The following is a 25,773-nucleotide window of genomic DNA, read 5'->3' as shown; positions in this document are numbered from 1 at the left end:
CTACCGTCTTGTCTGGTTTCGGTTCGGGTGAGTGGTTGCTGGATCTGGCCACATACTGGCTTGTTGGAATGCGTGCGAATTGTGATGTAGCATGATTTCTCGTGCTTCCTGCCTTTGCCTCAACGCAAGGTAGCTGCATGGTGCTGGAGTGGCGCAATCGGTAGCGCAACGCACTTGTAATGCGTAGGTTGCGAGTTCAAGTCTCGTCTCCAGCTCAATTAGGCCAGGTCAACGTGTGTTTAGTGCGCTGTTGATCTGGTCTGTTTTGCTGGCGGGCTCTCTAGTTCAGTCCAATGCCTCGTAACTTAGTTGGCACGCTAGGTGGTCGAGCGACTATAACGGTCTGGTGACTTCCCAAAACTTGGCTGCAAGCCCTGAGATTCGTCCAGCTTCCCTCGCAGATGCTGAGGCGATCGCGGAAATCTTCAACCATGCTGTACTCAATACTGTGGCATCCTGGCTGCTAGAGCCGGTCACGGTGGAAAACCGCCAGGATTGGCTGCGCTCCCATCACGTTCTGGTCGCGGAAATTTCCGGGCAAGTGGTGGGTTTTGCGGGATATGGTCAGTATCGGCCGGCTGCGGGATACCGGTTCACGGTGGAAAACTCGGTTTATATCCGCGAGGGTTTTTATGGGCGGGGGCTCGCGGGATCCTTGATGGAGTCCCTGATTACGGAAGCGCGAGAGCAGGGTTTGAGAGTGATGCTGGCCAATATTGAGGCCGGCAACGTGGCGTCGATAAAGCTGCATGAAAAGCTGGGCTTTCGCCGAGTAGGACTGTTCCCCGGCGTGGGCGATAAGAATAATCAACGGCTTGACCTGGCTATTTTACAGCTCGACCTATAGGTAGCGCTTGGCGGCGGTGGCGAAATCTCCCGATTAGGCGCACACTTGATTGCGTAAGAGTCAACAATCAAGGAGTAGGTAGAGATGGCGCAAACTTTTGCGGCACAGCTAGTGCAAGCGTTGGAAAAGCAAGGTGTAAAGCGAATCTTTGGGTTGGTGGGCGACAGCCTCAACCCAATTTCTGACGCGGTCCGGGAATCGAGCATCGAGTGGGTCCACGTCCGCAATGAGGAGGCGGCCGCCTTTGCTGCGGGCGCGGAATCACTGGTTACCGGCGAATTGGCGGTCTGTGCCGCCTCCTGTGGGCCAGGTAATACCCACCTGGTCCAGGGGCTTTATGATTCACACCGCAACGGCGCGAAGGTACTGGCGCTCGCCAGCCATATCCCGAGCCCCCAAATCGGCTCGCACTTCTTCCAGGAGACGCATCCAGAGATGCTCTTCAACGAGTGTTCCGGCTACTGCGAGTTAGTTAATGACCCAGCCCAGGGCGCCCGGATTCTGCACCACGCAATTCAATCGACGATGGGTGGTAACGGCGTTTCTGTGCTGGTTCTGCCAGGCAACATTTCGATGTGCGATGCGGAGGATGACACCTACTTGAATTCGAAGGTGGCCGTCGATAAACCGGTGGTGTTCCCGCACCCAGCCCAGGCGGCGGACCTAGTCAAGGCCATTAATGAGGCCGACACGGTGGCTCTGTTTTGTGGCGCTGGCTGCAAGGATGCCCGGGAACAAGTGCTCGCGCTCGCTGAGAAGATCAAGGCGCCCGTGGGGCACGCGCTGGGTGGCAAGATGTACATCCAGCACGACAACCCCTTCGATGTCGGCATGTCGGGGCTCCTCGGCTATGGCGCCTGCCACGATGCCACCAACGACGCTGACCTGCTCATTCTGCTAGGAACCGACTTCCCTTACTCGGAGTTCCTGCCGAAGAAGAACGTGGCCCAGGTCGACATCAATGCGGCCGCCATCGGCCGACGCACCACCGTGAAGCACCCGGTGGTGGGCGATGTGGCAGCCACGATCGAAAACATCCTGCCACACGTGGAAGAAAAGACTAACCGTAAGTTCCTGGATGCGATGCTGCGCGAACACCATCGCAAGCTGGAAACTGTCATCGAGGCCTACACCAACAAGATGCAGAAGCACACCCCGATCCACCCCGAATTGGTCGCGGATATGTTGGATGAACTCGCAGCTGATGACGCTGTTTTCACCGTGGACACCGGCATGTGCAACGTGTGGGCTGCGCGCTACATCAACAATTTCTCCGGGCAACGCGAACTTATCGGATCCTTCCGCCACGGCACGATGGCCAACGCGCTACCACACGCCATCGGCGCGCAGGCAGCTAACCGCAACCGCCAGGTGATATCCATGTCCGGCGACGGCGGTCTGAGCATGCTGCTCGGTGAGTTGCTCACCGTCAAGCTGCACCAGCTGCCGGTGAAGATCGTGACCTTCAACAACTCCTCCCTTGGCATGGTCAAGCTGGAGATGCTGGTGCAGGGCTTCCCCGAGTTCGAAACCGATCACGAGGGCGTCAACTACGCCGCCATTGCGGAAGCCGCCGGTATCAAGGCGTTTCGCGTCGAAAAGCCCGGCGACCTGCGCAAGACGTTGGAAAAGGCGCTGGCTTTTGATGGGCCGGTGCTTGTCGACGTCGTGACGGATCCGAATGCGCTATCCATCCCACCAAACATCACTTTCGAACAGATCCTTGGTTTTTCCAAGGCTGCGACGCGCACCGTGTTCGGCGGAGGCGTGGGCCGGATGCTCGATTTGGCGAAGTCCAACGTCCGAAATATTCCGCGTCCTTAAGAGTCGTCCGAAAGTATCACCCGTTGGCGCAACCCGTGGGCTCGTTGTCAATTCGATGGGAATTGTTGAAAGCCGATGAATTTAATCGGGCCGAATCGGGCACAACCAGTAGGATTGAGCATCTAAGCAATGCTCGTTTGTGGAAAGGACACCAACATGAGCAATATTCGTGCCGCAATTATCGGCTACGGCAACTTGGGCAAGAGTGTCGAGCAAGTTATCGCCTCGCAGCCTGACATCGATCTCGTGGGTGTGTTCTCGCGTCGTGAATCCCTGGACACCTCCGCACCGGTCATCCCTATTGCAGACATCGAAAAGCACACTGACAACATCGACGTGCTTTACCTCTGCCTGGGATCCGCTACGGACATGCCAGAACAAGCTGCCAACTTGGCCAAGCTTTACAACACGGTTGACACCTACGACAACCACAATGAAATCCCACGCCACCGCGCCGAAATGGATGCCGCGGCAAAGGAATCTGGCCACGTCGCAGTGATCTCCACCGGCTGGGACCCTGGCATGTTCTCCCTCAACCGCGTCTACGCCGACGCCGTGATGACGGACAATGACCAACACACGTTCTGGGGCCCTGGTCTCTCGCAGGGTCACTCCGATGCCCTGCGCCGCATCGACGGTGTGAAGAAGGCCGTGCAGTACACCATCCCCGCGGAAGACGCGCTGGATAAGGCCCGGACACGCCAGGGTGAAGGTATCACCGGCAAGAACGCGCACCTGCGTCAGTGCTGGATCGTGGCGGAAGATGGCGCTGACCTCGAGGCTATCGAAAACAGCATCCGCACCATGCCGGACTACTTCGTTGGCTACGAAGTTGAAGTCAACTTCATCACTGACGAAGTCTTCGATGCTGAGCACACCGGCATGCCACACGGCGGCCACGTGGTCACCGCCGGCAAAATCGGCGACACCCAGCACCTGATCGAGTACACCCTCAAGCTCGAGCGCAACCCAGATTTCACCGCAGGCGCAATGGTCGCCTACGGACGTGCAGCGCACCGCCTGGCTCAGGCCGGCGAGACCGGTGCTCGCACCGTCCTGGAAATCGCCCCTTACCTGATCCACCCAGCTTCCCTGGATGATTTGGTAGCTAAGAGCGTCTAAACCCGCCTAGCTTATCGACGAAGCGGTGGTAACTACCCAAGCAAGGTAGTCACCACCGCTTTTGCTATTGCTTGATCAGCACCTGCAAGCTATTTTCGTGGCGATGCGACGGAAAGCATAAGAAGGCAACCCAGCAGCAAGATCAGGCCGATCCCGATGATCCCAGCGCGATCGGCGTCGAAAAGCGCCACGAAGATGGCAAACGCCCCCGGAGCTAGCCAGCTGACCGCGCGGCCCGTGGTGGCATAGAGGCCGAACATTTGGCCCTCGCGCCTTGGTGGGGAGACCCGCGTGAGAAAAGTGCGGGCCGCGGACTGCGCCGGGCCGACAAACAAGCACAGAATCAGCCCGAAGATCCAGAACATTGTCGCTCCGGACACCAGGTACAGCACAGCGCAGTCTAGGATCATGCACAGCAGTGACACGACGATCACGGGTTTCGGACCAATGATGTCATCCAAATATCCAGCTAGCACCGCGCCCAGCGCGGACACGACATTGGCTGCGACGCCGAAGAGCAGCACGTCGCTGGCCGAAATTCCATAAACGGACACGGCCAGAATCGCGCCGAAGGTAAACACTCCGGCTAGCCCATCACGAAACACCGCCGAGGCAAGCAGGAAGAACACGGAGTTGCGATCGGTGCGCCACAGCTGCGCTACCTCGCTAAACAGGTTTCGGTAGGCCTGGGTAAAAGATTGCCTCGCGGCTTTGGGATCAGCGGGGATCTCCGGGACTCGAAACATTACTGGTAGCCCAAACACCAGCAGCCACACCGCCGCCAGCACCGCTACGAGGCGAATGTTGAGGCCACCTTCGATCGGTAGTCCGAGCAGACCCCGGGTCTCCCCGGAACCCGAAATGAAGCCAACAAAGCAGATCAGGAGCAGGAAGATCCCACCGAAGTAGCCAGCCGCCCAACCATAGCCAGACACCCGCCCGACCGTTTGTTTCGTGGACACTTGTGCCAACATCGCGAAATAAGGAACTTCGGCGAATTGAAACGTCACCGAGGCCACCGCCATGATTGTGCAGCCCAAGTAGAAGTACCAGGGGGCGTCGTTGCGGACGAAGAACAAGCTGGCCATCAAACATACCGTGACTAGGGTCCAAACCCGCACCGCGCGACGGCGATGCCCCTTGACATCGGTTCGACGTCCCTGAACTGGTGCGATAACGGCGATGAGGATACCCGCGGCGGCCATCGCAAAGCCGTAGTGGGCGGCGGCATCGGGAATGGACGCGCCGACGGAATCCTTGAGATAAACCGAAAAGACAAAAGTGACTAAGACGGCGTTGAAGGCGGAGGAACCCCAGTCCCACAACGCCCAAGCAGTGACCGTGCCACGGTCAGTGCGATGCGTAAGCGCTGAATGCATACGCATCACCCTAATTGGCTGCCCCTAGTTGCGCCTGTCGAGCTGGGATAAAAGTTGCTGGGTAAGTAGTTCGCGTTGCTCTGGAGTCAGTGGCACCTCACTGACTTGGTCATGCAGCCAGAGCCCGTCAGCTTGCAGACGCAAAGCGTAGTCAGGGTCATCCGGGCCGGGCGACCACAGCGAGGTGACCTGCTGCCACTGCGCGAGGTAGTCCGGGTGGGAGTGCGCGTCAATCGCCACCAGCAGATCCGCCCTTGTGGCCTTCCTGCTTAAGGTCAGGATGTACGCCCGCAAGCGATCCACCTGATCTAACTCGTGGGCAGGCGCGCCACCAGCAGCAACCAATTCCTCGGCCCATCGCTGTGCCAGGAATTGGTGTACGCCGAGCAAGATGTCATGCCGGGAAGGGAAGTGGTACACCAACCCGCTTTTACTCAACCCGGAGTGCGTGGCCAGCGCCTCATAAGTGACGCTTTCCACTCCGCCAACCTCGATGAGTTCGATCGCTGCCTGGAGGATTTCGGTCCGCTTGCTAGTGCGCAACGTTGACCTCCAGCGTCCGTGCGCGGAAAAGTCGAAGGCAGATCAGGCTGGTCACAAACGCCAAGATTGCGAGGATGACCACTATGGTCAGGTAGGCCAGGTCGAAGGGGTGGAAGGCGGCGTCGACAAGCGGGTGCGTGATTTCTACCCCGGGTGGTGCAAACACGGCAAAAAGTTGGGACAGCAAACTGCCGAATAGTGCCACCGCGATGAGGGCTCCGAACTCGTACGCAACCTCCTCGATTGAGGATGCCATCCCTACCTTGTTGAGCGGGGCGCTGTTGATGATTGCCACGGAAGAACACGAAGCAATTGCCCCGGTGCCTAACCCGGTGAGCAGCAGTCCACCCACGAATATAGGAGGTTGGGACAGCGAAAGTGCGCAGATCACCGCTCCGCAGCCGAAGCTTGTGAAGCTGCCTGCCATGAGCGTCCGGAAACCGATGCGGTCAAGGAACACACCAGCCAGGATCGACGATGGGAATGCGCTGCCGGCCATAGCGACGGCGAGCAACCCAGCTTCAAATGGCGTGAACCCAGCAACGAGTTGGAACCGCTGCGAAGTCAACAGCTGCAAACCGGACATCAAGAGCGTAGAGATCCCAGCACCCAAGAAACCACCCAGGAAAATAGGATTGCGAAACAAACTGAAATCGATGAACGGATCAATCAGCGCGCGTTGCCGTTGATGGAAGGCGACCGCGCCTACTGGTAGCGCGACAAGGCCAAAAATGAGAGCGGGGACCGACCGGTGCGGCGACACTGCCTGCTCGATAGTCATGACCAATCCGGAGAGCGTGAGCAAAGCCAAACAAGAGGCTAGGAAGTCCCACTTCTTCGCCGGGTTGGGCATGTTGGGAGGCGCAACAGCTAATGTCGCTACCAACGTCACCGCTGCGATGGGGACATTGATGAGGAAAATGGAGCCCCACCAAAAGTATTCCAACAACACGCCGCCGATGAGTGGCCCAGAAACCGCCCCAAGCACGAAAACGGAACCCCAAATGCCGATGGCAGTGTTACGTTCCCGCTCGGACTCAAAGGTAACCCGGATGAGGGCCAAGGTTGCTGGCATCATGGCTGCAGCCGCAGCGCCCAACAGGCCGCGGGCCAGCACCAAAAGCCAGGCTAACGGGGAAAAAGCTGCGGCCAGGGAGGCGACGCCAAAGGTTGCTAGACCCCACAGAAACATTCGCCGGTGTCCGATCCGATCGCCCAGCGTCCCTGTTCCCAACAACAGCCCACACATGGTGAGCGGATAGGCGTTGATGATCCACAAACCTTGGTTTTCGGTCGTGTGGAGTTGTTCTTGCAGGGAGGGAAGCGCGGTGAACAGGATGGAATTGTCCATGCCAACGAGGTAAAGGCCAATGCTGATCAGGCCGAAGAAGAGCCACCGTCGTTGCGAAGTCATAAGCCGTAACTGTAATGAACGTTCGGTACAGTATGCAAAACAAAAAACCACAGCTATTGACCTTCACGTAGCGTCAAAGTGAAAGGTGGAAGACGTGAATGAGGAACTAACGATTGGCGAGGCCGCGTCCCTGCTCGGCATCTCAACCCGCACACTGCGTCACTGGGACAGCATCGGTCTGCTTAGCCCCAGCTACCGCACGTGGGGAGACTACCGGCTCTACACCGAAAGCGATGTGGACAAGGCGTGGGAAATATTGGTGTATCGCGAAACCGGAATGTCTCTCAAAGACATCAGCGCAATTGTCGACGGCCAATCCAGCCGCACTGAACGGCTCCGCGCGCAACAGCGCCACCTCCAATCGCAACTCGTTCACCTGCAGCGGATGCAAGCTGCAGTCAATCTCCTATTGGAAGGGAAACTCACTATGACCGAAAAAGCACAAGCTTTTGGACAGCAGTGGTACGACTATGAGCAAGAGGCGAAACAGCGCTGGGGGGATACTCCAGAATGGGAGCAGGCCCAGCGTAAGCAGCAGCATATGAGCAAGGAAGACTTTGCGGCGGTCAAGCAGGAAATGGCCGACTTCAACGCCGCGCTCGCCGCAGCCCATGCTGAGGAGGTCGCGCCGGGATCGGAAGCTGCTCGGGAGTTGGTTTTGCGGCATCGGGCGCAGATTGCGCAGTGGTATGAGTGTACGCCCGCGAAACAGGTGTGCTTGGCACGCATGTATGTTGCTGACGACCGTTTTGCTGATACCTATGAGGGCCTGGCCGGTTACTTGCTGCAGTTGGTGGAAGCTCAAGCGCAAGCGGAAGGGGTGGATTTGGCGGATGTGAAGTGGGGCTAGCGGAGCCGATGGCAGTGGCTGTGGGAAACCCGCAGCTCAACCCTCACAGAAAACGTTCAGCGACCAATCAGTCTCGGGGCAGTGCGATAGGGAATACTGGAATCATCCAATTAATCCAATCGTAGAAGAAGGATCTCATGAGCGAGCCCGCTGTGAAAGTGCTTGTTGTCGACGACGAGCCGAACATCGTCGAATTGTTGACGGTGAGCCTGAAGTTTCAGGGATTTGATGTCGCAACCGCACCATCGGGCACAGATGCCCTCCGGGTGGCGCGTGAATTCCGCCCGGATGCGTTCATCTTGGACGTCATGCTGCCGGGCTTCGACGGCTTTGAGCTGCTGTCCAAGCTCCGTGCTGAGGGTTTCGATGGACCTGTGCTTTACCTGACCGCTAAGGACGCGGTGGAAAACCGGATCCACGGTCTGACCATCGGCGCTGATGACTACGTCACCAAGCCATTTTCTCTCGAGGAAGTCATCACCCGCCTGCGAGTTATCCTGCGACGTGGGTCGGTCATCGACAACAACGACGCATCCTCGGCGGTCTTGGAGTACGCCGACCTGGTGCTCAACGACGAGACCCACGAGGTGACCAAGGCTGGTGAAATCGTCGAGCTTTCCCCAACTGAATTCAACCTGCTGCGCTACCTGATGCTCAATGCTGAAGTTGTGCTGTCCAAGGCAAAGATTCTCGACAACGTGTGGCACTACGACTTCGGTGGTGACGGCAACGTGGTCGAATCCTACATCTCCTACCTGCGTCGCAAGATCGACACCGGCGAGACCCCACTCATCCAAACGGTGCGAGGCGTAGGCTACGTGCTGCGTACTCCGCGCACGGTTATCAAGGATAATTAGGTTCGTTTGTGAATAGCATGGATCCGCAGGTGCCCTCGGCTCCCAACTTCGAGCCGGAGGAACCTCGGAGGCTGAGCGTACTGGAAGAAATTCCACTACGTAGTCTCCTCGTGATGGTGATGGTGGTCATCGCCGCCGCAGGTCTTGCTGCTAGTGCGCTAGTGGTCAATGGGATCATGCGTGAGTTCACTTTGTCCCGCGTTGATCAAGACCTCACCAATGCAGCCACGGGGTGGGCGGCCCGCAATGACTTCCTTCGCCCGGACTCATCTACGGCTCGTCCCCCCAGCGACTTCTACGTGCAAAAGATATTCCAGGATGGCAGCAGGCTAATTCTCAATGACTCGGACTCTGCCCCCAATCTCTCCGAAGTGAAATACGACGACCAGCTCTTCACTGTAGGCTCAGCCGCCGGTGGCGACTCCAATTCCCGCTGGCGAGTGATTTCTCGACAACGAGACGGCATCCGCACCATTGTGGCCCTCAACCTACGCCGCGAGGATCGCATCATCGACCGGCTCATGGCCACTCAGATCGTCATCGGGTTGATAGTGCTGTCCCTGCTCGGCTTGGTTTCGTTCTGGGGTGTGCGTAAGGCTTTGCGCCCGCTTCGCGACGTCGAGCGGACCGCTGCGTCCATCGCCGCGGGCGACCTGGACCGGCGTGTGCCTAGCTTGCCGACGTCCACTGAAGTTGGACGCCTCTCGGTCGCCTTAAACGTCATGTTGTCCCAACTACAGCGTTCCATTGAGGAATCGAGGTCTAAAGAGGAGCAGATGCGTCGTTTCGTGGGGGACGCATCCCATGAGCTGCGCACTCCATTAACTTCACTCCGGGGATACACAGAGTTATATCAATCTGGGGCGATGCCCGACGCAGACAAAGTGCTTGCAAAGGTAAACGAAGAGGCCGGGCGTATGGGCTACCTGGTCGAAGACCTACTTTCGTTGACCCGAGCAGAAGGTTCACCTACCAAACGGGAAAAGGTAGACATCTTCGAGCTGGTGCTGAACGTGGCGTCGTCGATGCGTGCGGCGCACCCGAACCGGATGATCACTGTTACCAATGATGCAGACGACGTCCCCATCGTGTTGGGGGATCAACTCAAGATTCACCGGGTATTTACCAATCTGATCAACAATGGGTTGGTGCATGGTGGCGCAGATGTGACAGTTCGGGTCCGCCTTGAGGGAACGTGCGTGTGTGTCGATGTCATCGATAACGGGTGCGGGATGTCCGAAGAGGTAGCTAGCCACGTCTTCGAACGGTTCTACCGGGCCGATTCGTCCCGTTCGCGCGCCTCCGGTGGTTCGGGCCTGGGCCTGGCGATTGTGAAGTCACTCGTGGAACAGCACCAAGGAAGCGTCACCGTTGAATCTGAGCTGGGAGTAGGCACCACATTCACGGTGTGTCTACCTAGATCCAGCTAGCGCCGCGGCCACTGGGGAAGGGCTAGGAACTCAGCCCCAGCGCGCGCACTATGGCTTCCGCTTGATTGCCTAAATGCGCATGGTGTACCCCGGGAACGGTGATGACTTCTCCCAAGCTAGCTGAGGAAACCGGCACTGTTTTGTCGGCGTCGGAGACCACCGAGACCACCCGAGTCGAGGTGGGCAACACTGGTTCCCGGGGAAGTAATGCGTCTCGATAGCCTTGGCCTAGCACCGCGGAGTAGCGGTTCCAACCCCTGTTGGGGACGCCCCGCCAACATGCCCCAACTCCCACCAACGTGCGAACTCGAGAGCCAAGATTGTGCGCCACCCCGAGACCCACCAATCCGCCCATGGAATGGCCGACGATATCGAGCGTCGAAAAGCGCTCTGCAAACTCGGTAACTTCCGCGATGGAGCGATCCAAACCACCAGTGCCGCGGTTGTTATATTCCAAGGCGACGGCGCGTCGACCAGCTAGCTGTACCGCCCGGGCACTTCTTGCCAAGTTGCCTGGCGAGCCCAGGGTGCCATGGAGAAAGAGCACCGGTGGGGCAGTAGGGGAAACACCAGCGTTTGAGCTGGGGAACTGCCCCCTACGCGGTACGAGATTGGTCCAGTGCACGGCGCAGTTTTTCGGCGGCTTCATCCATGGCAGTAGGGTCGGTAGCGTCCATCGCCATGGCATTGCGGAAGTCGTAGTCGGACATCTGATTGGTGGGGAAGACGTGGATGTGGGTGTGTGGGACGTCGAACCCGGCGATGATGTAGCCGGCGCGCTGGCAATCAAACTCGCTGATGATTGCCTGACCTACCCGCTGGGCGACGGCATTGAGGTGCCCCCACAGCTCCGGGGAGAGATCGGTCCACTTGTCCACTTCCTCAACCGGTACGACCAAGGTGTGTCCGTAGGCCAGCGGTTCGATCGTGAGAAAGGCCACTACTTGCTCATCTCGGTAGACAAAGCGTCCAGGGAGTTCACCGTTGATAATTCGAGTAAATACGCTGCTCATAACAGCCACGATAGTGCCTGTGCCGTGTCGCTGGCAGCTAAACTGAAAGCCATGCGAATTTTGGTGATCGGTTCGGGCGCCCGTGAACACGCCCTCTTGCTCGGTATGTCCAAAGATCCAGTAGTTGATGAGCTGCATGTTGTACCAGGTAATGCCGGTATGGAAAAGCTTGCTACCCTGCACGAAGGCAAGGTCGACGATTCCGCGGCGATGGTTCGTCTCGCCCAAGAAGTCGCGGCGGACCTCGTGGTCATCGGCCCGGAAATCCCGCTAGTCGCCGGCGTATCTGATGCCCTTCGGGATGCGGGCTTCCCTGTTTTTGGTCCATCTAAGGCGGCCGCCCAGATTGAAGGATCGAAGGCGTTCGCGAAAGACGTGATGGCAGCCGCAGGAGTGAAAACAGCCCACGCGGAGATGCTGCCGGTCGGCTCGAGCGAAGCAGATATCGAGGCTGCCCTCAATCGCTTCGGCCCAATCTGGGTGGTGAAGGACGACGGCCTCGCGGGAGGAAAAGGCGTTGTCGTGACCGAAGACCGCGCGGCTGCTCTCGCCCATGTTCACGATGTTCACGCTGGTGGCAATCCGGTGCTGCTCGAGTCCTACCTCGACGGCCCGGAAGTTTCGCTGTTCTGCCTGGTAGACCATGAGACCGTCGTTCCGCTCCTGCCTGCCCAAGATCACAAGCGCGTGCGTGACAACGACGAGGGGCCCAACACCGGCGGAATGGGCGCGTACACGCCACTTCCATGGCTGCCAGAAGACGGGGTACAGCGCATCGTTGACGAAGTGTGCGTCCCCGTAGCCAAGGAAATGGTGCGGCGCGGTACCCCTTACCAGGGCTTGCTTTATGCTGGTTTGGCTTGGGGCAAGGACGGCATCGCGGTGGTGGAGTTCAACTGCCGTTTCGGCGACCCAGAAACCCAAGCCGTGTTGGCCCTGCTCAAAACCCCTCTTGCGCAATTGCTTCACGCCGCATCCACCGGGACGCTTGCTGATCAGCCACCGCTCGAGTGGGCACCAGGCTACGCGCTGACCGTAGTGCTGGCCGCCGAAGGCTACCCAGAGAATCCACGCACCGGGGGCGAGATCACTGGCGCTGACCATGACAACGTGCTGCACGCGGGCACTTCGCTTCGCGACGGCACCTTGGTTTCCTCCGGGGGACGCGTACTCAACGTGATTGGCACGGGCGAAACGCTTGCCGACGCGCGCGATGCAGCCTATGCGACCCTCAACGAAATCTCGCTGGCAGGCTCACATTTCCGCAGCGACATCGCCCTTCCCGCAGTCGAAGGCCGCATAAAAATCTAGCCTCCCCTATGTAATAAGGGTGCGGTCGGAATAGAGTATCCAATCGTGGATTCTTCAATTTCCGAGGAACAGAAACGTGGCCTGAGCCCAGCCCAGCTGGTCTCAGGCAGTTTCTTGTTGCTCATCTTGCTGGGCACCTCGCTATTGCTGCTGCCCATTGCCCGAAGTGGGCCGCAGAGCCCCGAGTTTGTCACGGCGCTGTTCACCGCAACGTCAGCCGTGTGCCTGACCGGTTTGAACGTGGTGGACACGGCCACCTATTGGTCCCATTTCGGCCAAGCAGTCATTTTGATCCTGATCCAAATTGGTGGTTTGGGCATCATGACACTGGCCACGGTGGTGAGCTTCGTGTTGGCGGGTCGCATGGGCGTAAAAGGACGTCTCCGGGCGGCCGCGGAACAGCGTGGCCGTGATCTCGGAGAAATCCGCACGATCATCTGGGGAACGGTGGGTTTTTCCCTTGCCATCGAACTGATTATTGCGTTGCTGCTTTTCTTCCGCTTCTTTTTTAGCTACGACTATTCTTTCGGCCCGGCTGTGTGGCAGAGCGTTTTCCACGCGGTGTCAGCCTTCAACAACGCCGGGTTCGGGCTCCAATCGACGAACCTGGTGCCCTTTGTCAACGACGCCGGAATCATCATGCCCATTGCTTTCGGCATCATCGTTGGTGGCTTAGGATTCCCGGTTCTGCTAGAGCTGACCGCCCGGCTGCGGTCCGGACACAAGACGCTGCCGAGTCTGACCCTGCGATTTACCTTGTGGGGCACGACCTTCCTGCTGGTGCTAGGTACGGTCGGTTTCGGAGTGATGGAATGGAATGGCGCGCTGAAGGAGCTCAGCCCAGGATCCGCGGTGATGGCGGCTTTCTTCCACTCGGTTTCAACGCGCACCGCAGGCTTCAATTCCATTGACCTGTCCAATCTGCATTCGTCGTCGCTGCTGCTCACAGACTTCCTCATGCTCCTCGGCGGCGGATCAGGTGGTACCGCAGGTGGCGTAAAGGTCACCACGGCCGCGGTGCTGGTTGCCGTAATGGTGGCCGAGATCCGCGGTGATGAACAGCTGCTCGTAGGAGGACGCCGCATTCCTGGACGCACCGTGCGACAGGCAATGGCCGTGTTTATGATGGCGTTTGTGCTGGTAGTCGGGTCCATAATGGGGTTGCAAATTTTGATGCCGCAGTTTTCCTCCCACCAAATTGTCTTCGAAACAATTTCGGCCTTCGCTACCGTGGGATTGACCACCGGCATTACCCCGCAGTTACCTGACGTGGCGCAGATCTGGCTCGTAGCATTGATGTACGCCGGTCGCGTCGGGCCGATTACCGTGGTGGCTGCTTTGGCCGCCCGAAACAACCGCAGAATGTATTCCTTCCCAGTAGAGAGGCCGTTCATTGGCTAAATTATTTGCGCGTAAGTCCACCCCGCCAGTGGTGATCATTGGACTCGGCCGATTTGGTATGGCCCTCGGCGAAGAGCTCGTGCATTCCGGCGTGGAGGTTTTGGGCATCGACGTCTCCGAAGCCGTGGTGACCAAGGCAGCACCATTGCTCACTCATGCGGTAATCGCGGAAACCACCTCTGCGGAAGCCTTGCGGCAACTCGGCGTGCAGGATGCGCAGCGTGTGGTCATCGGTATCGGGTCGGACATGGGGGCTTCGCTGCTCACCGCCTCTGCTGTCATGGACCTCGATGTTCCAAGTGTGTGGGCGAAGGCTGATAACGCTCAACACGCGAAGATTTTGACGCAGATCGGCGTGCACCATGTAGTGCGACCGGAGCGGGACACCGGGCGTCGCATTGCTCACCTGATCGCTGGACATTTGCAGGAATACATCGAGTTTGACCGGGACTTTGCCATGGCGAAGATGGCCCCGCCGGTGGACATGCACGGCCGCAAGATTGAACAGTGCCCGCGTGGCATCAATATTGTGGCGGTACGCAGTGCGGATGGTCGTTTTGCTACCCCCGCGCCGGGCTATGTTTTGCGGTCCGGAGATCTCGTTATTGCTGCGGGGCGTGTGAAGGATTTGGATAAGTTCGCTGAATCCTAAATTCGTGGCATAAACTCGAGGACGTGGCTGAAAAGAAGAAGATTGCAAACGTCCTGTCCAACCGGTACGCCTCGGCGGAATTGTCTAACATTTGGAGTGCTGAATCCAAGATCGTGATGGAGCGCCAGCTCTGGATTGCGGTCATGAAAGCGCAAAAGGATCTGGGGGTAGATATTCCCGCGGAGGCAATTGCAGCTTACGAGGCTGTTATTGACCAGGTAGATGTTGATTCGATTGCTGCTCGGGAAAAGGTTACCCGCCACGATGTGAAGGCTCGCATCGAGGAATTCAATGCTCTCGCTGGGCACGAGCATATCCACAAGGGGATGACCTCTCGAGACCTTACGGAAAACGTCGAGCAGCTGCAGATTCATGAGTCGCTGACGATTCTGCGGAACAAGGCCGTCACTGTGGCTGCCCGCATTGGCGAGCGTGCGGCGCAGTACCAGACCTTGGTGATGGCGGGCCGTTCCCATAACGTCGCTGCTCAGGCCACGACTTTGGGGAAGCGCTTTGCCTCGGCGGCGGATGAGTTACTGGTTGCCATTGAGCGTACGGAATCTTTGATTGACCGTTACCCACTGCGCGGTATTAAGGGTCCGATGGGCACTGCGCAGGACATGCTGGATCTCATGGGTGGCAATGAAACGAAGTTGGCCTCGCTCGAAACTTCTATCGCTGACCATTTGGGCTTCCATCGGGTTTTTGACTCGGTGGGGCAGGTGTACCCACGTTCGCTGGATTTCGACGCCGTCTCGGCTCTGGTGCAGCTCGGTGCCGGGCCTAGCTCGTTGGCGCACACCATCCGATTGATGGCGGGCAACGAGACCGTGACGGAGGGCTTCAAGGAGGGCCAGGTCGGTTCCTCGGCTATGCCGCACAAGATGAATGCCCGTTCCTGTGAGCGGGTGGGTGGCTTCCAGGTCATTCTGCGCGGTTACTTGACGATGGTTGCTGACCTGTCGGGACAGCAGTGGAACGAAGGCGACGTGTTCTGTTCCGTGGTCCGTCGCGTGGCCTTGCCTGATGCCTTCTTCGCGTTGGACGGCATGTTTGAGACCTTCCTGACCGTGCTCGATGAGTTTGGTGCCTTCCCTGCGATGATCGACCGCGAGCTCGAGCGTTACTTGCCGTTCTTGGCTACCACCCGCATTTTGATGGCTGCGGTCCGGGCAGGCGTTGGCCGTGAGACAGCGCACGAGATTATCAAGGAAAATGCGGTTGCTGTCGCGCTTAACATGCGTGAAAACGGCGGCTCGCAGGACTTGATCGAGCGCTTGGCCGCCGACGAGCGCATGCCACTCTCGCTATCTGACCTGCAAGAAGCCCTGGCCGACCGCCATGCCTTCATCGGTGCTGCCGAGTCCCAGGTAGATCGGGTGCTCGCCCGGGTGCAGGACCTGGTTAACCGTTACCCAGAGGCCGCGAATTACCGCCCAGGAGACATCCTCTAAGTCGCCGCTGCGCCTTATCGACGCCCGATCCCTCCCACCGCAGTGGCAGGGAAGTGGGCGTCGATAAGTTTTGCACGTTGATTCTTTGCTCACATTTTTGCTTGAGGCAGCTCCCACATGGCATTTGCGAGGGGGCAGGGCTAAACTGCTTCACTATGCGTCCTGAACTTTCCTCGTACAACCACCTTTCGGCTGGCAAAGTGCGCGAAATCTACGAAATCGATGATAAGACCCTATTGATGCTGGTCTCCGATCGAATTTCGGCATACGACTACATCCTGGATACGGAAATCCCCGACAAGGGTCGGGTGCTCACCGCAATGAGTATGTACTTCTTTGACAGTATCGATTTCCCGAACCACTTGGCTGGCCCAATCGACGATCCTCGGATTCCGGAGGAAGTTCTCGGGCGTGCGATCGTGTGCAAGAAGCTCGAGATGCTGCCGTTCGAATGCGTGGCTCGAGGCTACCTAACTGGTTCCGGATTGGCGGAGTACCAGCAGTCGGGAACAGTATGCGGCATCGAATTGCCGGAAGGACTGCGCGAGGCGTCTAAGCTTCCTGAACCGATTTTCACGCCAGCTACCAAGGCTGAAATTGGTGATCACGACGAAAACGTGAGCTTTGACAAAGTGGTGGAGAAGCTGGGACAGGCGCGCGCGGAGGAGCTGCGCGACGCTACTCTGCGCATCTACCAGCAGGCAGCAGATATGGCACTTGAGAAGGGCATCATCTTGGCGGATACCAAGTTTGAGTTCGGCCTCGACGAGGAGGGCAATCTCGTGCTTGCCGACGAAGTGCTGACCCCAGATTCCTCCCGCTACTGGCCCGCCGATGGCTATGCTGAAGGCAAAGTGCAGCCAAGCTTTGACAAGCAGTACGTGCGTAACTGGTTGACCGGAAACAAGTCCGGCTGGGACAAGAACTCGCAGACCCCACCGCCACCACTTCCCGGTTCTGTGGTGGAAGCAACCCGCGAGCGTTACGTGGAAGCATACGAACGAATTTCTGGCAAGAAGTTTGCCGATTGGATTGGTTGCTGCGTTTAGGCTGGTTATTCGCTATATTCCGCGCTCGAGCTGAGTAAGGCACCCCGGATGGGTGCTGTCAACCGGGCGCGGATTTTTATTCCCATTTCCATTTAAGGGTTGCCTAACTAAGGTTAGCCTAACTATAGTTGCGGTGTTTTGTTCTTCAACTCCGAAAGGACTTTCCGTGACCAAATGGAAGAAGATCGCCGCTGTGGCGTCTGCTTGCTCCCTGGCGAGCCTTGCTACCGCATGTGGGGTAGCCGGGAATGGCGATAAGGCTGGGACAAACCCGGGGCGGGACAGCCAGGCGTCGATAAGCGTGACGGATGTGATGGGGCGCACCGTGACGTTCGATAAGCAGCCGGAACGCATTATTCTCGGCGAGGGACGTAGCGTGTTTGCGACGTCAATACTCGATCGTGAGCAGCCCACCCGAAATGTCGTGGCCATGGGCAGCGATTTGCAGTCCGGGGCGCCTTCCTTCCGGGACCGACTGCTTCAGACGCATCCGGAGGTGCGCGATATTCCGGAGATTGGCAGCCTGGCCAAGAACGATGTCAACGTGGAGACGCTGTTGGCATATCAGCCGGACGTGATCACGATGACAGCCGATCACTATGCGGGCGCGCGCGACACAGGCCTGCTGGACAAGCTTGATCAAGCTGGGCTGAAGTATGTGGTCACCGACTTCCGTCAGCATCCAATGACGAACACCACGACATCCATGACCGTGTTTGGCAAGATCATGGGAAAGCAGGCAGCTGCGGACGCGTTCAATACCGAATGGACGGAATCGGTCACTCGGGTGAAAGAACGAGTCGCCAAGGCGAATAAGAAGGAGACATTTGTTTGGCGCGCCGGCGGCTATTTCGATTGCTGTGGCTCAGTCAAAGATGGCAACATCGGCGAGTTCGTCAATGCGGCCGGTGGCCAAAATCTCGGCGACAGCATTCTTGACACCGAATTTGGCTCGGTCACACCAGAGAAGCTGATTGCCGAGCAGCCAGAGCACATCCTGGTGACAGGTGGCTCGTGGGCTCCCAAAGGCGAACAAAAAGTATCGCATGTGACGCTGGGGTACACCTCGGAGCCTGCGAAGGCGCAGCAAACCTTGCGTGACCTCACCCAGGTGGCCGGGATGGACAAAGTGTCGGCATTGAGCAATGGCCATTCGGCAGCTATTTGGCACCAGTTCTACGACTCGCCGATGAATTTCATGGCCGTGGAATTCATCGCGAGGTGGCTGCATCCCGAGCTTTTTGTAGATGTAGACACTGAGAAGCACTGGGAGGACGTCCACAAGAAGTACTTCCCGTTTGATGCCAGCGGAGTCTTTTTTGTGACGAACCCGGCGAACCCGGCAGATCTGGCGAACCCGCAGTAATCCCAAGGTATAGGCAATAGTGAGTCTCACATGACAGCGACAGTAACTTCGTCAAGAACGCGCACAAGCTCACCGGAAAACGCAGAGCAGGCCACTACCCCCACAGGCGCAGCAGAAGCGAGCGTGGTGCGGACTTTGCTCGAAACTAATCAGCGTACGGTACGACGTCGATTAGCAATCATCGTTGGCCTGACGGCTGTGGCGCTCGTGGCCTTCTTCGCGAGCACGGTTGTCGGTCCCATTAATCTATCGATCCGTCAGGTGGTGCTAGGAATCGCTAACCCGTCTTCGTTGGATAGCACTGAATTCACCGTCTTGTGGAAACTGCGCCTGCCCATGTCCGTGATGGCGCTGCTGGTCGGAATTTCCCTGTCGGTGGCTGGCGCGCAGATGCAGACCATTCTGGGGAATCCACTGGCAGAACCGTTTACGCTGGGTATTTCCGCGGCGGCTGCCTTCGGCGGGGCAGCGGGAATCGTGTTTGGGATTGCGCCACTATCGGTTCCGCAGCTCAACCTAGCCTTGCTGGCCTGGCTGGCGGCCATGGTGGCTACCAGCGTTATTATCCTCGCAGCTCTCTATAAGGGCGCGACAGCTGAGACCATGATTTTGCTGGGTATTGGTCTGGTGTTTTTATTCCAAGCGATGCTGGCGCTGATGCAGTATCGTTCCTCGGCCGAGGCGCTGCAGCGAATCGTGTTTTGGACCATGGGTTCGCTTACCCGCGCTAGCTGGCTTGGCAACGCGGTGATCGCAGGAGCGCTAGCGGTGGCTCTGCCAGTCCTGTGGTTGCTGTCTTGGCAGCTCACGGCACTGCGTCTGGGCGACGAACGCGCCCTTGCCATGGGAGTTAATGTCACGGTACTTCGGGTGACCGTGCTAGCGGTTGTTTCCCTGCTGTCCGCGACGGCAGTGGCATTTTGCGGAATTATCGGTTTTGTTGGACTCGTGGGGCCGCATATCGCGCGGATGTTGGTGGGCGAGGAGCAGCGATTCTTTCTTCCGGCCTCAATGGCGGCCGGTGCTGCGTTGATGTGTGGAGCTCATGCGTTGAGTTTGATCGTGGTGCCAGGCGTTGCCATTCCCATCGGAATTATTACTGCGCTGGTCGGCGTGCCATGTTTTGTTGCCATTGTCTTGTCCAAGAAGCGGGTGTTGTGGTGACAATTTCCCTAGAAGTCGACAATTTTCGGGTAGCTTATGGCAATCGCACGGTTATTGCGGACTTGAGCCTGCAGCGCATGGTGGGTGGCCAAGTGGTGGGATTGTTGGGGCCGAATGCGGCCGGCAAATCTAGCCTCTTGCAAGCAATTGCGGGGGTTTCCAAACCCGCCGCTGGCCGGCTGACGCTGACTGTCGACAATCACGAGTTAGCACCGAAGCAGGCCCGTGAAGCGATCGGGTACGTACCGCAAGACCTACCGAAATCTGCGGCGCTGACCTCCTTCGAGACGATCGTGGTCGCAGGGCGTCGTCGACAAGGCGCCGCTCAGGCCAGGCTGCGGGCTGCGGAGATCATGACCCAGCTCGACATCGCCCACCTCGCCGGCACCTACCTCAGCGAGCTCTCCGGCGGGCAACAGCAAATGGTCGCGCTCGCGCAGATGCTGGTCACGGACCCTGCGGTGTTGCTTCTCGACGAACCGACCTCCGCCCTCGACTTGCAGCGCCAACTGTTTGTGCTCAGCGAGATTCGACGTCGGGTGCGCGATACCGATGCAGTGGCGGTAGTAGCTATCCATGACATAAACCTCGCGGCGCGGTTCTGCGATGAGTTAGTGGTAATCCAGGCGGGCGAGGTGCGAGCCCAGGGACGCCCTGAAGATGTACTGACCGCTGAGCTTTTGCGCGAAGTCTACGGGGTGCGGGCCGAGATTATCGACCACCAGGGAGTGCCGGTGATTTGCGCGGTGGGGTAGTGGGTGAATGAGCGGGTAGCATGGGGTGCCATGTATCCAATCGCTGACAAACGCCCCGTTACCCGCAGTTTTCATGGCCGGGAATTCGTTGACAACTACGAGTGGCTTCGGGAAAAGGAAGCACCGGAGGTACGGGAATACCTCGAAGCAGAAAATGCCTACACGGCTGAGCAGACAGCCCAGCTGAGCACCTTGAGCGAGAACATCTTCCAGGAATTGAAGGGGCGTATCAAGGAAACGGACATGTCTGTGCCGGTACGTCAGGGCAATTACTGGTACTACTCCCGCACCGAGGAAGGAAAGTCCTACGGGACGTCTTGCAGACTCCCCGTTAGGGAAGGCGACGATGCTTGGATTCCGCCGGTGATCGAGGAGCAGGCTCCAGAGGGTGAAGAGGTGCTACTGGATGTCAACGAAATGGCGGCCGGCCACGACTTCTTTTCCCTCGGAGCGTCGACGGTGACGTTGTCCGGCAATTTGCTTGCCTACTCGGTGGACACCGCCGGCGATGAGCGTTTCACCCTGCGGATCAAAGACTTGCGTTCCGGCGAAGTCCTGCCGGACATCATCGAGGGAATCTCTTACGGAGCTACGTGGGCAGGCGAGGATTATGTGTTCTACCAGCGTGTCGACGACGCCTGGCGCCCCGATTCCGTGTGGCGCCACAAGGTAGGCACGCCTGTCGACGAAGACGTCTTGGTCTTCCACGAGCCTGACGAGCACTTCTGGGTAGGTGTGGGTACCACTCGCTCAGAAAAGTACCTGATGATTGCCGTCGGTTCGAAGATCACTTCAGAAACCTGGGTACTACCGCTCGATGACCCGACCGGGGAGTTTGTCTGTCTGTTGCCCCGCCAGGATGGCGTGGAGTACGACGTGGACCATGCGGTCATCGACGGCAAGGACCATTGGTTGGTCACGCACAACGCCACCGGCCCGAACTTTGAGGTGGGTATCGCGGAAGTTGGGGCATTTGACTCTTTGGCCGAGTTGCAAGTGCTGGTTCCGCACCGCGCGGATGTCCGAATCGAAGGGATCGACCCGTTCGCCGGGCACTTGGTCTTGGGTTATCGCCGAGGCGGAATTGGCCGGTTAGCGTTGATGTCGCTGGCCAACGGACTTGGTTCGTTCGTGGAAATGGAGTTTTCGGAAGAACTCTATTCGGTGGGCGGTGGCGGCAATCCGGAGTGGGATACTCCGGTCTACCGCTACTCCTACTCGAGCTTCACCGAACCGGGCAGCGTGAACCTCCTTGACGTGGCCACGGGGGATCGCACACTGCTCAAGCAACAGGAAGTTCTGGGTGGCTACCAAGCCTCCGACTATGTGGCGCGTCGCGAGTGGGCCCGAGCTGAAGACGGTACTCGTATTCCAATCTCCCTCGTTCACCGTGCTGACCTCGACCTATCGCAGCCTCAACCGGTGATTCTTTACGGATATGGTTCGTACGAATCGAGCTTCGACCCGAGCTTTTCCAATTTGTGGGTTTCTGCTTATGACCGTGGCGTGATTTTCGCTGTCGCCCACGTGCGTGGCGGGGGAGAGATGGGGCGACTGTGGTACGACAACGGAAAATTGCTGTCAAAGAAGAATACGTTTACTGACTTCATCGCTGTGGCTGACCACCTGATTGATACCAAGGTCACCACTCCGGAGATGATGGTGGCCGAGGGCGGTTCGGCGGGTGGCTTGCTGATGGGCGCGGTAGCGAACATGGGCGGGGATCGGTTCGTAGGCATCAATGCAAAGGTCCCGTTCGTGGACCCGTTGACCTCGATGCTCATGCCTGAACTTCCGCTGACGGTTGTGGAATGGGATGAATGGGGCGACCCTTTCCACGACCCGGAGGTCTATGACTACATGGCTTCCTACGCGCCCTACGAGAACGTGTCTGCCAAGCGCTACCCGGATATCCTTGCCGTGACCTCTCTCAATGACACCCGGGTGTTGTATGTCGAACCTGCCAAGTGGATTGCCCGGCTTCGCGACGTAGCAACAGGTGGCGAATTCTTGTTGAAGACCGAAATGGCCGCGGGCCACGGGGGCGTGTCCGGGCGGTACGAGCGCTGGCGTCAATCCGCCTTTGAGTTGGCTTGGTCGCTAAACAAGGCGGCGGGGATGCTTGCTTAAAGAATGAGGGAGGGTGGGGGTGACTTTGACCCCACCCATTATCGATGTGTCTGGTTTCACAAAGTGAAAGATTTACTCACCGTGCTGCCCTCATCGAAGATGTTGGACTAACTGCCCTGCGGAAAAGTCTCCGGAATCAACATGTGATCTGATAGGCATGTTGGGAACGGGGGTGTGTCACTGCTGATTACCTCAACGTAGCAATTGAATCTATGCTAATCGACCGCTAAAGTTCCCCAGCGGGATAGATGTGCTGCAGGCTACACTGCGCCAACTTGTTTTGTGGCGTTCACAACTGCTTGTCAATGTGCGTCACCTAGAGTGCGAACATTTAACTTTGACCGCTCACCTTGAGCGGTCTTTTTCTTAGAAAGACCACACAACACATGTCATCAGAGACCACCCCAGGTGCCGGCAGCGCAGTCGCTGCAAGCCCTCGCATTGCCGATTCCGGCAAACCCAAGAAAGACCGGACGCACTGGCTATACATCATGGTCATCCTGGCCATCGTAGGCGGCATCGCTTTCGGCCTTCTCGACCCCGACCACGCCAAGGCGATGAAACCGCTGGGCGAGATCTTTGTCGCCCTCATCAAAATGATGATTTCCCCAGTGATTTTCTGCACGATTGTGCTGGGTATCGGCTCGGTGCGCGCAGCAGCATCCGTCGGTAAGGCCGGTGGCATTGCGCTGGCCTACTTCATTGTGATGTCGACCTTTGCGCTCGCAATCGGCCTCGTGGTGGGCAACCTTATTCAGCCTGGTGAGGGCTTGAATATCGAAGCTAACAAGGCTGCCGGCGCTAAGTATGCCAAGACCGCGGAGGGGGCTGGCGGAACGGTTGACTTCATCAAGTCGATCGTCCCGGAGACCATGTTCTCGGCGTTCACGCACGGTTCTGTGCTGCAGACTCTTTTCATCGCGCTGCTGTTCGGTTTTGCAGTGCAGTCGATGGGTCGCGGTGGCGAGCCAATCTTGAGCTTCGTGGCACACCTGCAAAAGATTGTCTTCAAGATCCTGACTATGGTGCTTTGGCTGGCCCCAATCGGTGCTTTCGGTGCAATCGCAGCTGTCGTTGGTGGCTCTGGTATCGAAGCTGTAAAGCAGCTCGCGATCCTGATGATCGCCTTCTACATCACGTGTATCATCTTCATCTTCGTGGTGCTCGGCCTGATCTTGAAGATCTTCACTGGTTTCAACATCTTCAAGCTTTGCAAGTACCTGGCTCGGGAATTCCTGCTGATCGTGGCGACTTCCTCTTCCGAATCGGCCCTGCCAAACTTGATGCGCAAGATGGAACACGTTGGTGTAGATAAAGCGACTGTCGGTATCGTCGTTCCGACCGGTTACTCCTTCAACCTGGACGGCACCGCAATCTACCTGACCATGGCCTCGATCTTTATCGCCGACGCGATGAACAAGCCAATGTCCATCTCCGAGCAGATCGGCCTCCTGGTCTTCATGATCATCGCCTCCAAAGGTGCCGCCGGTGTTACCGGTGCTGGCCTCGCGACCCTCGCTGGTGGCCTGCAAGCGCACCGCCCAGAGCTTCTCGACGGCGTCGGCGTTATCGTCGGTATCGACCGTCTCATGTCCGAAGCTCGCGCCTTGACCAACTTCGCTGGCAACTCCGTCGCAACTCTGCTCGTGGGCACCTGGACGCACACCATCGATAAGCAGCGTGTGCGGGATGTACTCGACGGCAAGATTCCTTACGTTGCCATTCCAGAAGACACTCATGTCGATTTCCGTAACCCAGAGGTCGAAAACGCGCCGCACCTCAACATGCAGCCGACCCCTCAAGTGGATTTGGATAATTACAAGCACTAAGAGTTTTGGCTTTACACCTCGCCGGATTGCCTTTCACTTTGACCAGTTTTGCAAATTCTGGACAAGTTGAAAGGCATTCGCCGTTTTTGATGGCCACGCATTTCTGCTAAGGCACGAGGCTCAGCCGGCCGAAGCTGAAGCTTTACCAAGACAAAGCCGGCAATCCGTGGGATAATTGCGCGCATGCGTGGCACACTTTTGGTCTCAATTTCTAGCATTTTCGACGCCACCCGCAGTGACGCCATCTCCCTAATCAACCACCTCGACAGCCTTGAGGTCCCCAGTTCTTTGCTGGTCGCACCCCATATCGATGGTAACTGGCATTTGGCAAAGGACGCCGAAACTTCTGCGTGGTTGGGCGAGCAGCGCGCAGCTGGGCGCGCAATCATTTTGAATGGCTTCGATCAACCAGTGAAGGGCCGGCGCGCAGAGTTTGCGACCTTGGAGGCTCATGAGGCTAGGCTGAGGCTAACTGGAGCCACTCGACAGATGCACAAATTGGGGTTTGACACCGATCTGTTCGCGCCTCCACGGTGGCAGTTGTCCGCTGGAACATTGGAAGTCTTGCCGGAGTTCAATTTTGTGCTGGCATCTTCAACGCGAGGCGTATATAACCTGCGCACGGGAGCTTTTACCCAAACACGTAACTTGTCGTTTGGCGAGGGCTATGGTGCGGCCAAGTGGTGGCGACGCAATATCATCAAGGCGGTGGAGCGCAATGCTGCCCGCGGGCGCGTGGTCCGCTTGTCGGTTTCCGCACGAAACCTCGAAGACAAAAAGACGGTCGCCGACTTCAAGAAAGCTGTCGATCGTGCCTTGGAAGTCGGCGCCGAACCGAAAGACTACCGGGCTTTTCTGTAGCTCACTATCATGGTCACATGAACTTCTTTGACATTCCCGTGACCACCATCGACGGCCGAGACACCACGATGGCCGACTGGGCAGGCCATGTCTTGCTCATCGTCAACACTGCGTCGGAATGCGGGCTCACCGGCCAATACGAACAACTGCAGCAGCTTTTCGACGACTATGCCCCCCGAGGCTTCTTCGTTATTGGCATGCCCTGCAACCAGTTCGGTGCGCAGGAGCCGGGTACAGATGCAGACATCGCGCAGTTTTGTTCTACTCGGTTCTCGGTAGATTTCCCGATGCTGACTAAAGCTGACGTGAACGGCCCGAACGCGCACCCTCTGTACCAATTCCTCACTCAGTCGAGCGACCCGGACGGCGAAGCTGGTGACGTGCAGTGGAATTTTGAGAAATTCCTTGTCAGCCCGACTGGCGAAGTACTTGGTCGTTTCCGCCCCCGCACCGAGCCAGACGACGACGCGATTATCGACCTACTCGAAGAACATCTGCCGATCTAGTTCGCGAATTGCAAAA

General features: G+C 57.9%; 23 protein-coding genes and 1 tRNA gene. 19 read left to right on the top strand and 5 right to left on the bottom strand.

The window, feature by feature from the left end:
- Positions 1-142 precede the first annotated feature (142 nt).
- From CEPID_RS10255 to CEPID_RS10240, 4 genes are all read left to right on the top strand, one after another.
- Positions 143-215: transfer RNA gene (locus CEPID_RS10255), tRNA-Thr, on the top strand.
- Between the two features lie 131 nt (positions 216-346).
- Positions 347-847: a GNAT family N-acetyltransferase gene (locus CEPID_RS10250; RefSeq protein WP_236684238.1), complete on the top strand. Its 501-nt coding sequence runs from the start codon at positions 347-349 to the stop codon at positions 845-847.
- Between the two features lie 84 nt (positions 848-931).
- Positions 932-2,671, top strand: coding sequence for a pyruvate dehydrogenase (locus tag CEPID_RS10245; RefSeq protein ID WP_047240873.1), 1,740 nt, complete (start codon positions 932-934; stop codon positions 2,669-2,671).
- A 156-nt stretch (positions 2,672-2,827) separates the two neighbouring features.
- Positions 2,828-3,793 (top strand): diaminopimelate dehydrogenase, encoded by a 966-nt coding sequence (locus CEPID_RS10240; protein ID WP_047241513.1) that lies wholly within the window; start codon positions 2,828-2,830, stop codon positions 3,791-3,793.
- Between the two features lie 89 nt (positions 3,794-3,882).
- Here CEPID_RS10240 and CEPID_RS10235 read toward each other — a convergent pair whose 3' ends face one another.
- Genes CEPID_RS10235 through CEPID_RS10225 form a run of 3 tightly spaced genes read right to left on the bottom strand, consistent with a single transcriptional unit; the run spans position 3,883 to position 7,129 of the window.
- Complete coding sequence (locus CEPID_RS10235) at positions 3,883-5,172, bottom strand: MFS transporter (RefSeq protein WP_047240872.1); 1,290 nt, start codon at positions 5,170-5,172, stop codon at positions 3,883-3,885.
- 24 nt (positions 5,173-5,196) lie between these two features.
- The gene (locus CEPID_RS10230; protein ID WP_047240871.1) at positions 5,197-5,715 is read right to left on the bottom strand and encodes a TetR/AcrR family transcriptional regulator; all 519 of its coding nucleotides are present in this window, start codon (positions 5,713-5,715) and stop codon (positions 5,197-5,199) included.
- Positions 5,705-7,129, bottom strand: coding sequence for an MFS transporter (locus CEPID_RS10225; protein WP_047240870.1), 1,425 nt, complete (start codon positions 7,127-7,129; stop codon positions 5,705-5,707). Before CEPID_RS10225 ends, CEPID_RS10230 begins: the two co-directional genes overlap by 11 nt.
- Before the next feature lie 94 nt (positions 7,130-7,223).
- Here CEPID_RS10225 and CEPID_RS10220 point away from each other — a divergent pair, with 94 nt between their 5' ends.
- The 3 genes from CEPID_RS10220 (at position 7,224) to CEPID_RS10210 (ending at position 10,266) form a co-directional block, all read left to right on the top strand.
- Complete coding sequence (locus CEPID_RS10220) at positions 7,224-7,979, top strand: MerR family transcriptional regulator (RefSeq protein ID WP_407921598.1); 756 nt, start codon at positions 7,224-7,226, stop codon at positions 7,977-7,979.
- A 137-nt stretch (positions 7,980-8,116) separates the two neighbouring features.
- Positions 8,117-8,836, top strand: a complete 720-nt coding sequence (locus tag CEPID_RS10215; protein ID WP_047240868.1) for a response regulator transcription factor — start codon at positions 8,117-8,119, stop codon at positions 8,834-8,836.
- 17 nt (positions 8,837-8,853) lie between these two features.
- On the top strand, positions 8,854-10,266 hold the full coding sequence (locus CEPID_RS10210; RefSeq protein WP_236684334.1) for a sensor histidine kinase: 1,413 nt from the start codon (positions 8,854-8,856) through the stop codon (positions 10,264-10,266).
- A gap of 22 nt (positions 10,267-10,288) precedes the next feature.
- Here CEPID_RS10210 and CEPID_RS10205 read toward each other — a convergent pair whose 3' ends face one another.
- Positions 10,289-10,774, bottom strand: coding sequence for an alpha/beta fold hydrolase (locus CEPID_RS10205; RefSeq protein ID WP_158408043.1), 486 nt, complete (start codon positions 10,772-10,774; stop codon positions 10,289-10,291).
- Positions 10,775-10,862: 88 nt separating this feature from the next.
- A complete protein-coding gene (locus CEPID_RS10200) occupies positions 10,863-11,279 on the bottom strand; it encodes an HIT family protein (protein ID WP_047240866.1) in 417 nt (138 codons plus the stop codon).
- Positions 11,280-11,330: 51 nt separating this feature from the next.
- Between CEPID_RS10200 and purD the strand changes: the two genes are divergently transcribed.
- From purD to CEPID_RS10140, 12 genes are all read left to right on the top strand, one after another.
- The gene (gene purD / locus CEPID_RS10195) at positions 11,331-12,590 is read left to right on the top strand and encodes a phosphoribosylamine--glycine ligase (protein WP_047241511.1); all 1,260 of its coding nucleotides are present in this window, start codon (positions 11,331-11,333) and stop codon (positions 12,588-12,590) included.
- 45 nt (positions 12,591-12,635) lie between these two features.
- Positions 12,636-13,991 (top strand): TrkH family potassium uptake protein, encoded by a 1,356-nt coding sequence (locus tag CEPID_RS10190; protein ID WP_236684237.1) that lies wholly within the window; start codon positions 12,636-12,638, stop codon positions 13,989-13,991.
- A gap of 58 nt (positions 13,992-14,049) precedes the next feature.
- Positions 14,050-14,643, top strand: coding sequence for a potassium channel family protein (locus CEPID_RS10185; protein WP_236684333.1), 594 nt, complete (start codon positions 14,050-14,052; stop codon positions 14,641-14,643).
- A gap of 23 nt (positions 14,644-14,666) precedes the next feature.
- Positions 14,667-16,097 (top strand): adenylosuccinate lyase, encoded by a 1,431-nt coding sequence (purB, locus tag CEPID_RS10180; RefSeq protein ID WP_047240864.1) that lies wholly within the window; start codon positions 14,667-14,669, stop codon positions 16,095-16,097.
- Positions 16,098-16,252: 155 nt separating this feature from the next.
- Positions 16,253-17,146 (top strand): phosphoribosylaminoimidazolesuccinocarboxamide synthase, encoded by an 894-nt coding sequence (locus CEPID_RS10175; protein WP_047240863.1) that lies wholly within the window; start codon positions 16,253-16,255, stop codon positions 17,144-17,146.
- A 166-nt stretch (positions 17,147-17,312) separates the two neighbouring features.
- On the top strand, positions 17,313-18,512 hold the full coding sequence (locus CEPID_RS10170) for an ABC transporter substrate-binding protein (protein ID WP_052843523.1): 1,200 nt from the start codon (positions 17,313-17,315) through the stop codon (positions 18,510-18,512).
- Between the two features lie 30 nt (positions 18,513-18,542).
- Positions 18,543-19,676, top strand: coding sequence for a FecCD family ABC transporter permease (locus CEPID_RS10165; RefSeq protein ID WP_083984448.1), 1,134 nt, complete (start codon positions 18,543-18,545; stop codon positions 19,674-19,676).
- Positions 19,673-20,431, top strand: a complete 759-nt coding sequence (locus CEPID_RS10160) for an ABC transporter ATP-binding protein (RefSeq protein ID WP_236684236.1) — start codon at positions 19,673-19,675, stop codon at positions 20,429-20,431. The genes CEPID_RS10165 and CEPID_RS10160 overlap by 4 nt, the downstream gene beginning before the upstream one ends.
- Before the next feature lie 30 nt (positions 20,432-20,461).
- On the top strand, positions 20,462-22,561 hold the full coding sequence (locus tag CEPID_RS10155) for a S9 family peptidase (protein WP_047241507.1): 2,100 nt from the start codon (positions 20,462-20,464) through the stop codon (positions 22,559-22,561).
- Between the two features lie 386 nt (positions 22,562-22,947).
- Positions 22,948-24,390 carry a cation:dicarboxylate symporter family transporter gene (locus CEPID_RS10150; protein WP_047240861.1) on the top strand — a complete coding sequence of 481 codons (1,443 nt, stop codon included), beginning with the start codon at positions 22,948-22,950 and terminating at the stop codon, positions 24,388-24,390.
- A 183-nt stretch (positions 24,391-24,573) separates the two neighbouring features.
- On the top strand, positions 24,574-25,251 hold the full coding sequence (locus CEPID_RS10145; protein ID WP_047240860.1) for a DUF2334 domain-containing protein: 678 nt from the start codon (positions 24,574-24,576) through the stop codon (positions 25,249-25,251).
- A 17-nt stretch (positions 25,252-25,268) separates the two neighbouring features.
- The gene (locus tag CEPID_RS10140) at positions 25,269-25,757 is read left to right on the top strand and encodes a glutathione peroxidase (protein WP_047240859.1); all 489 of its coding nucleotides are present in this window, start codon (positions 25,269-25,271) and stop codon (positions 25,755-25,757) included.
- Positions 25,758-25,773 lie beyond the last annotated feature (16 nt).

It is taken from the genome of Corynebacterium epidermidicanis (assembly GCF_001021025.1).
Taxonomy (GTDB): Bacteria; Actinomycetota; Actinomycetes; order Mycobacteriales; family Mycobacteriaceae; genus Corynebacterium; species Corynebacterium epidermidicanis.
The sequence above is the reverse complement of the archived record's forward strand: the minus strand, read 5'-3'. Positions and strand labels throughout refer to the sequence as shown.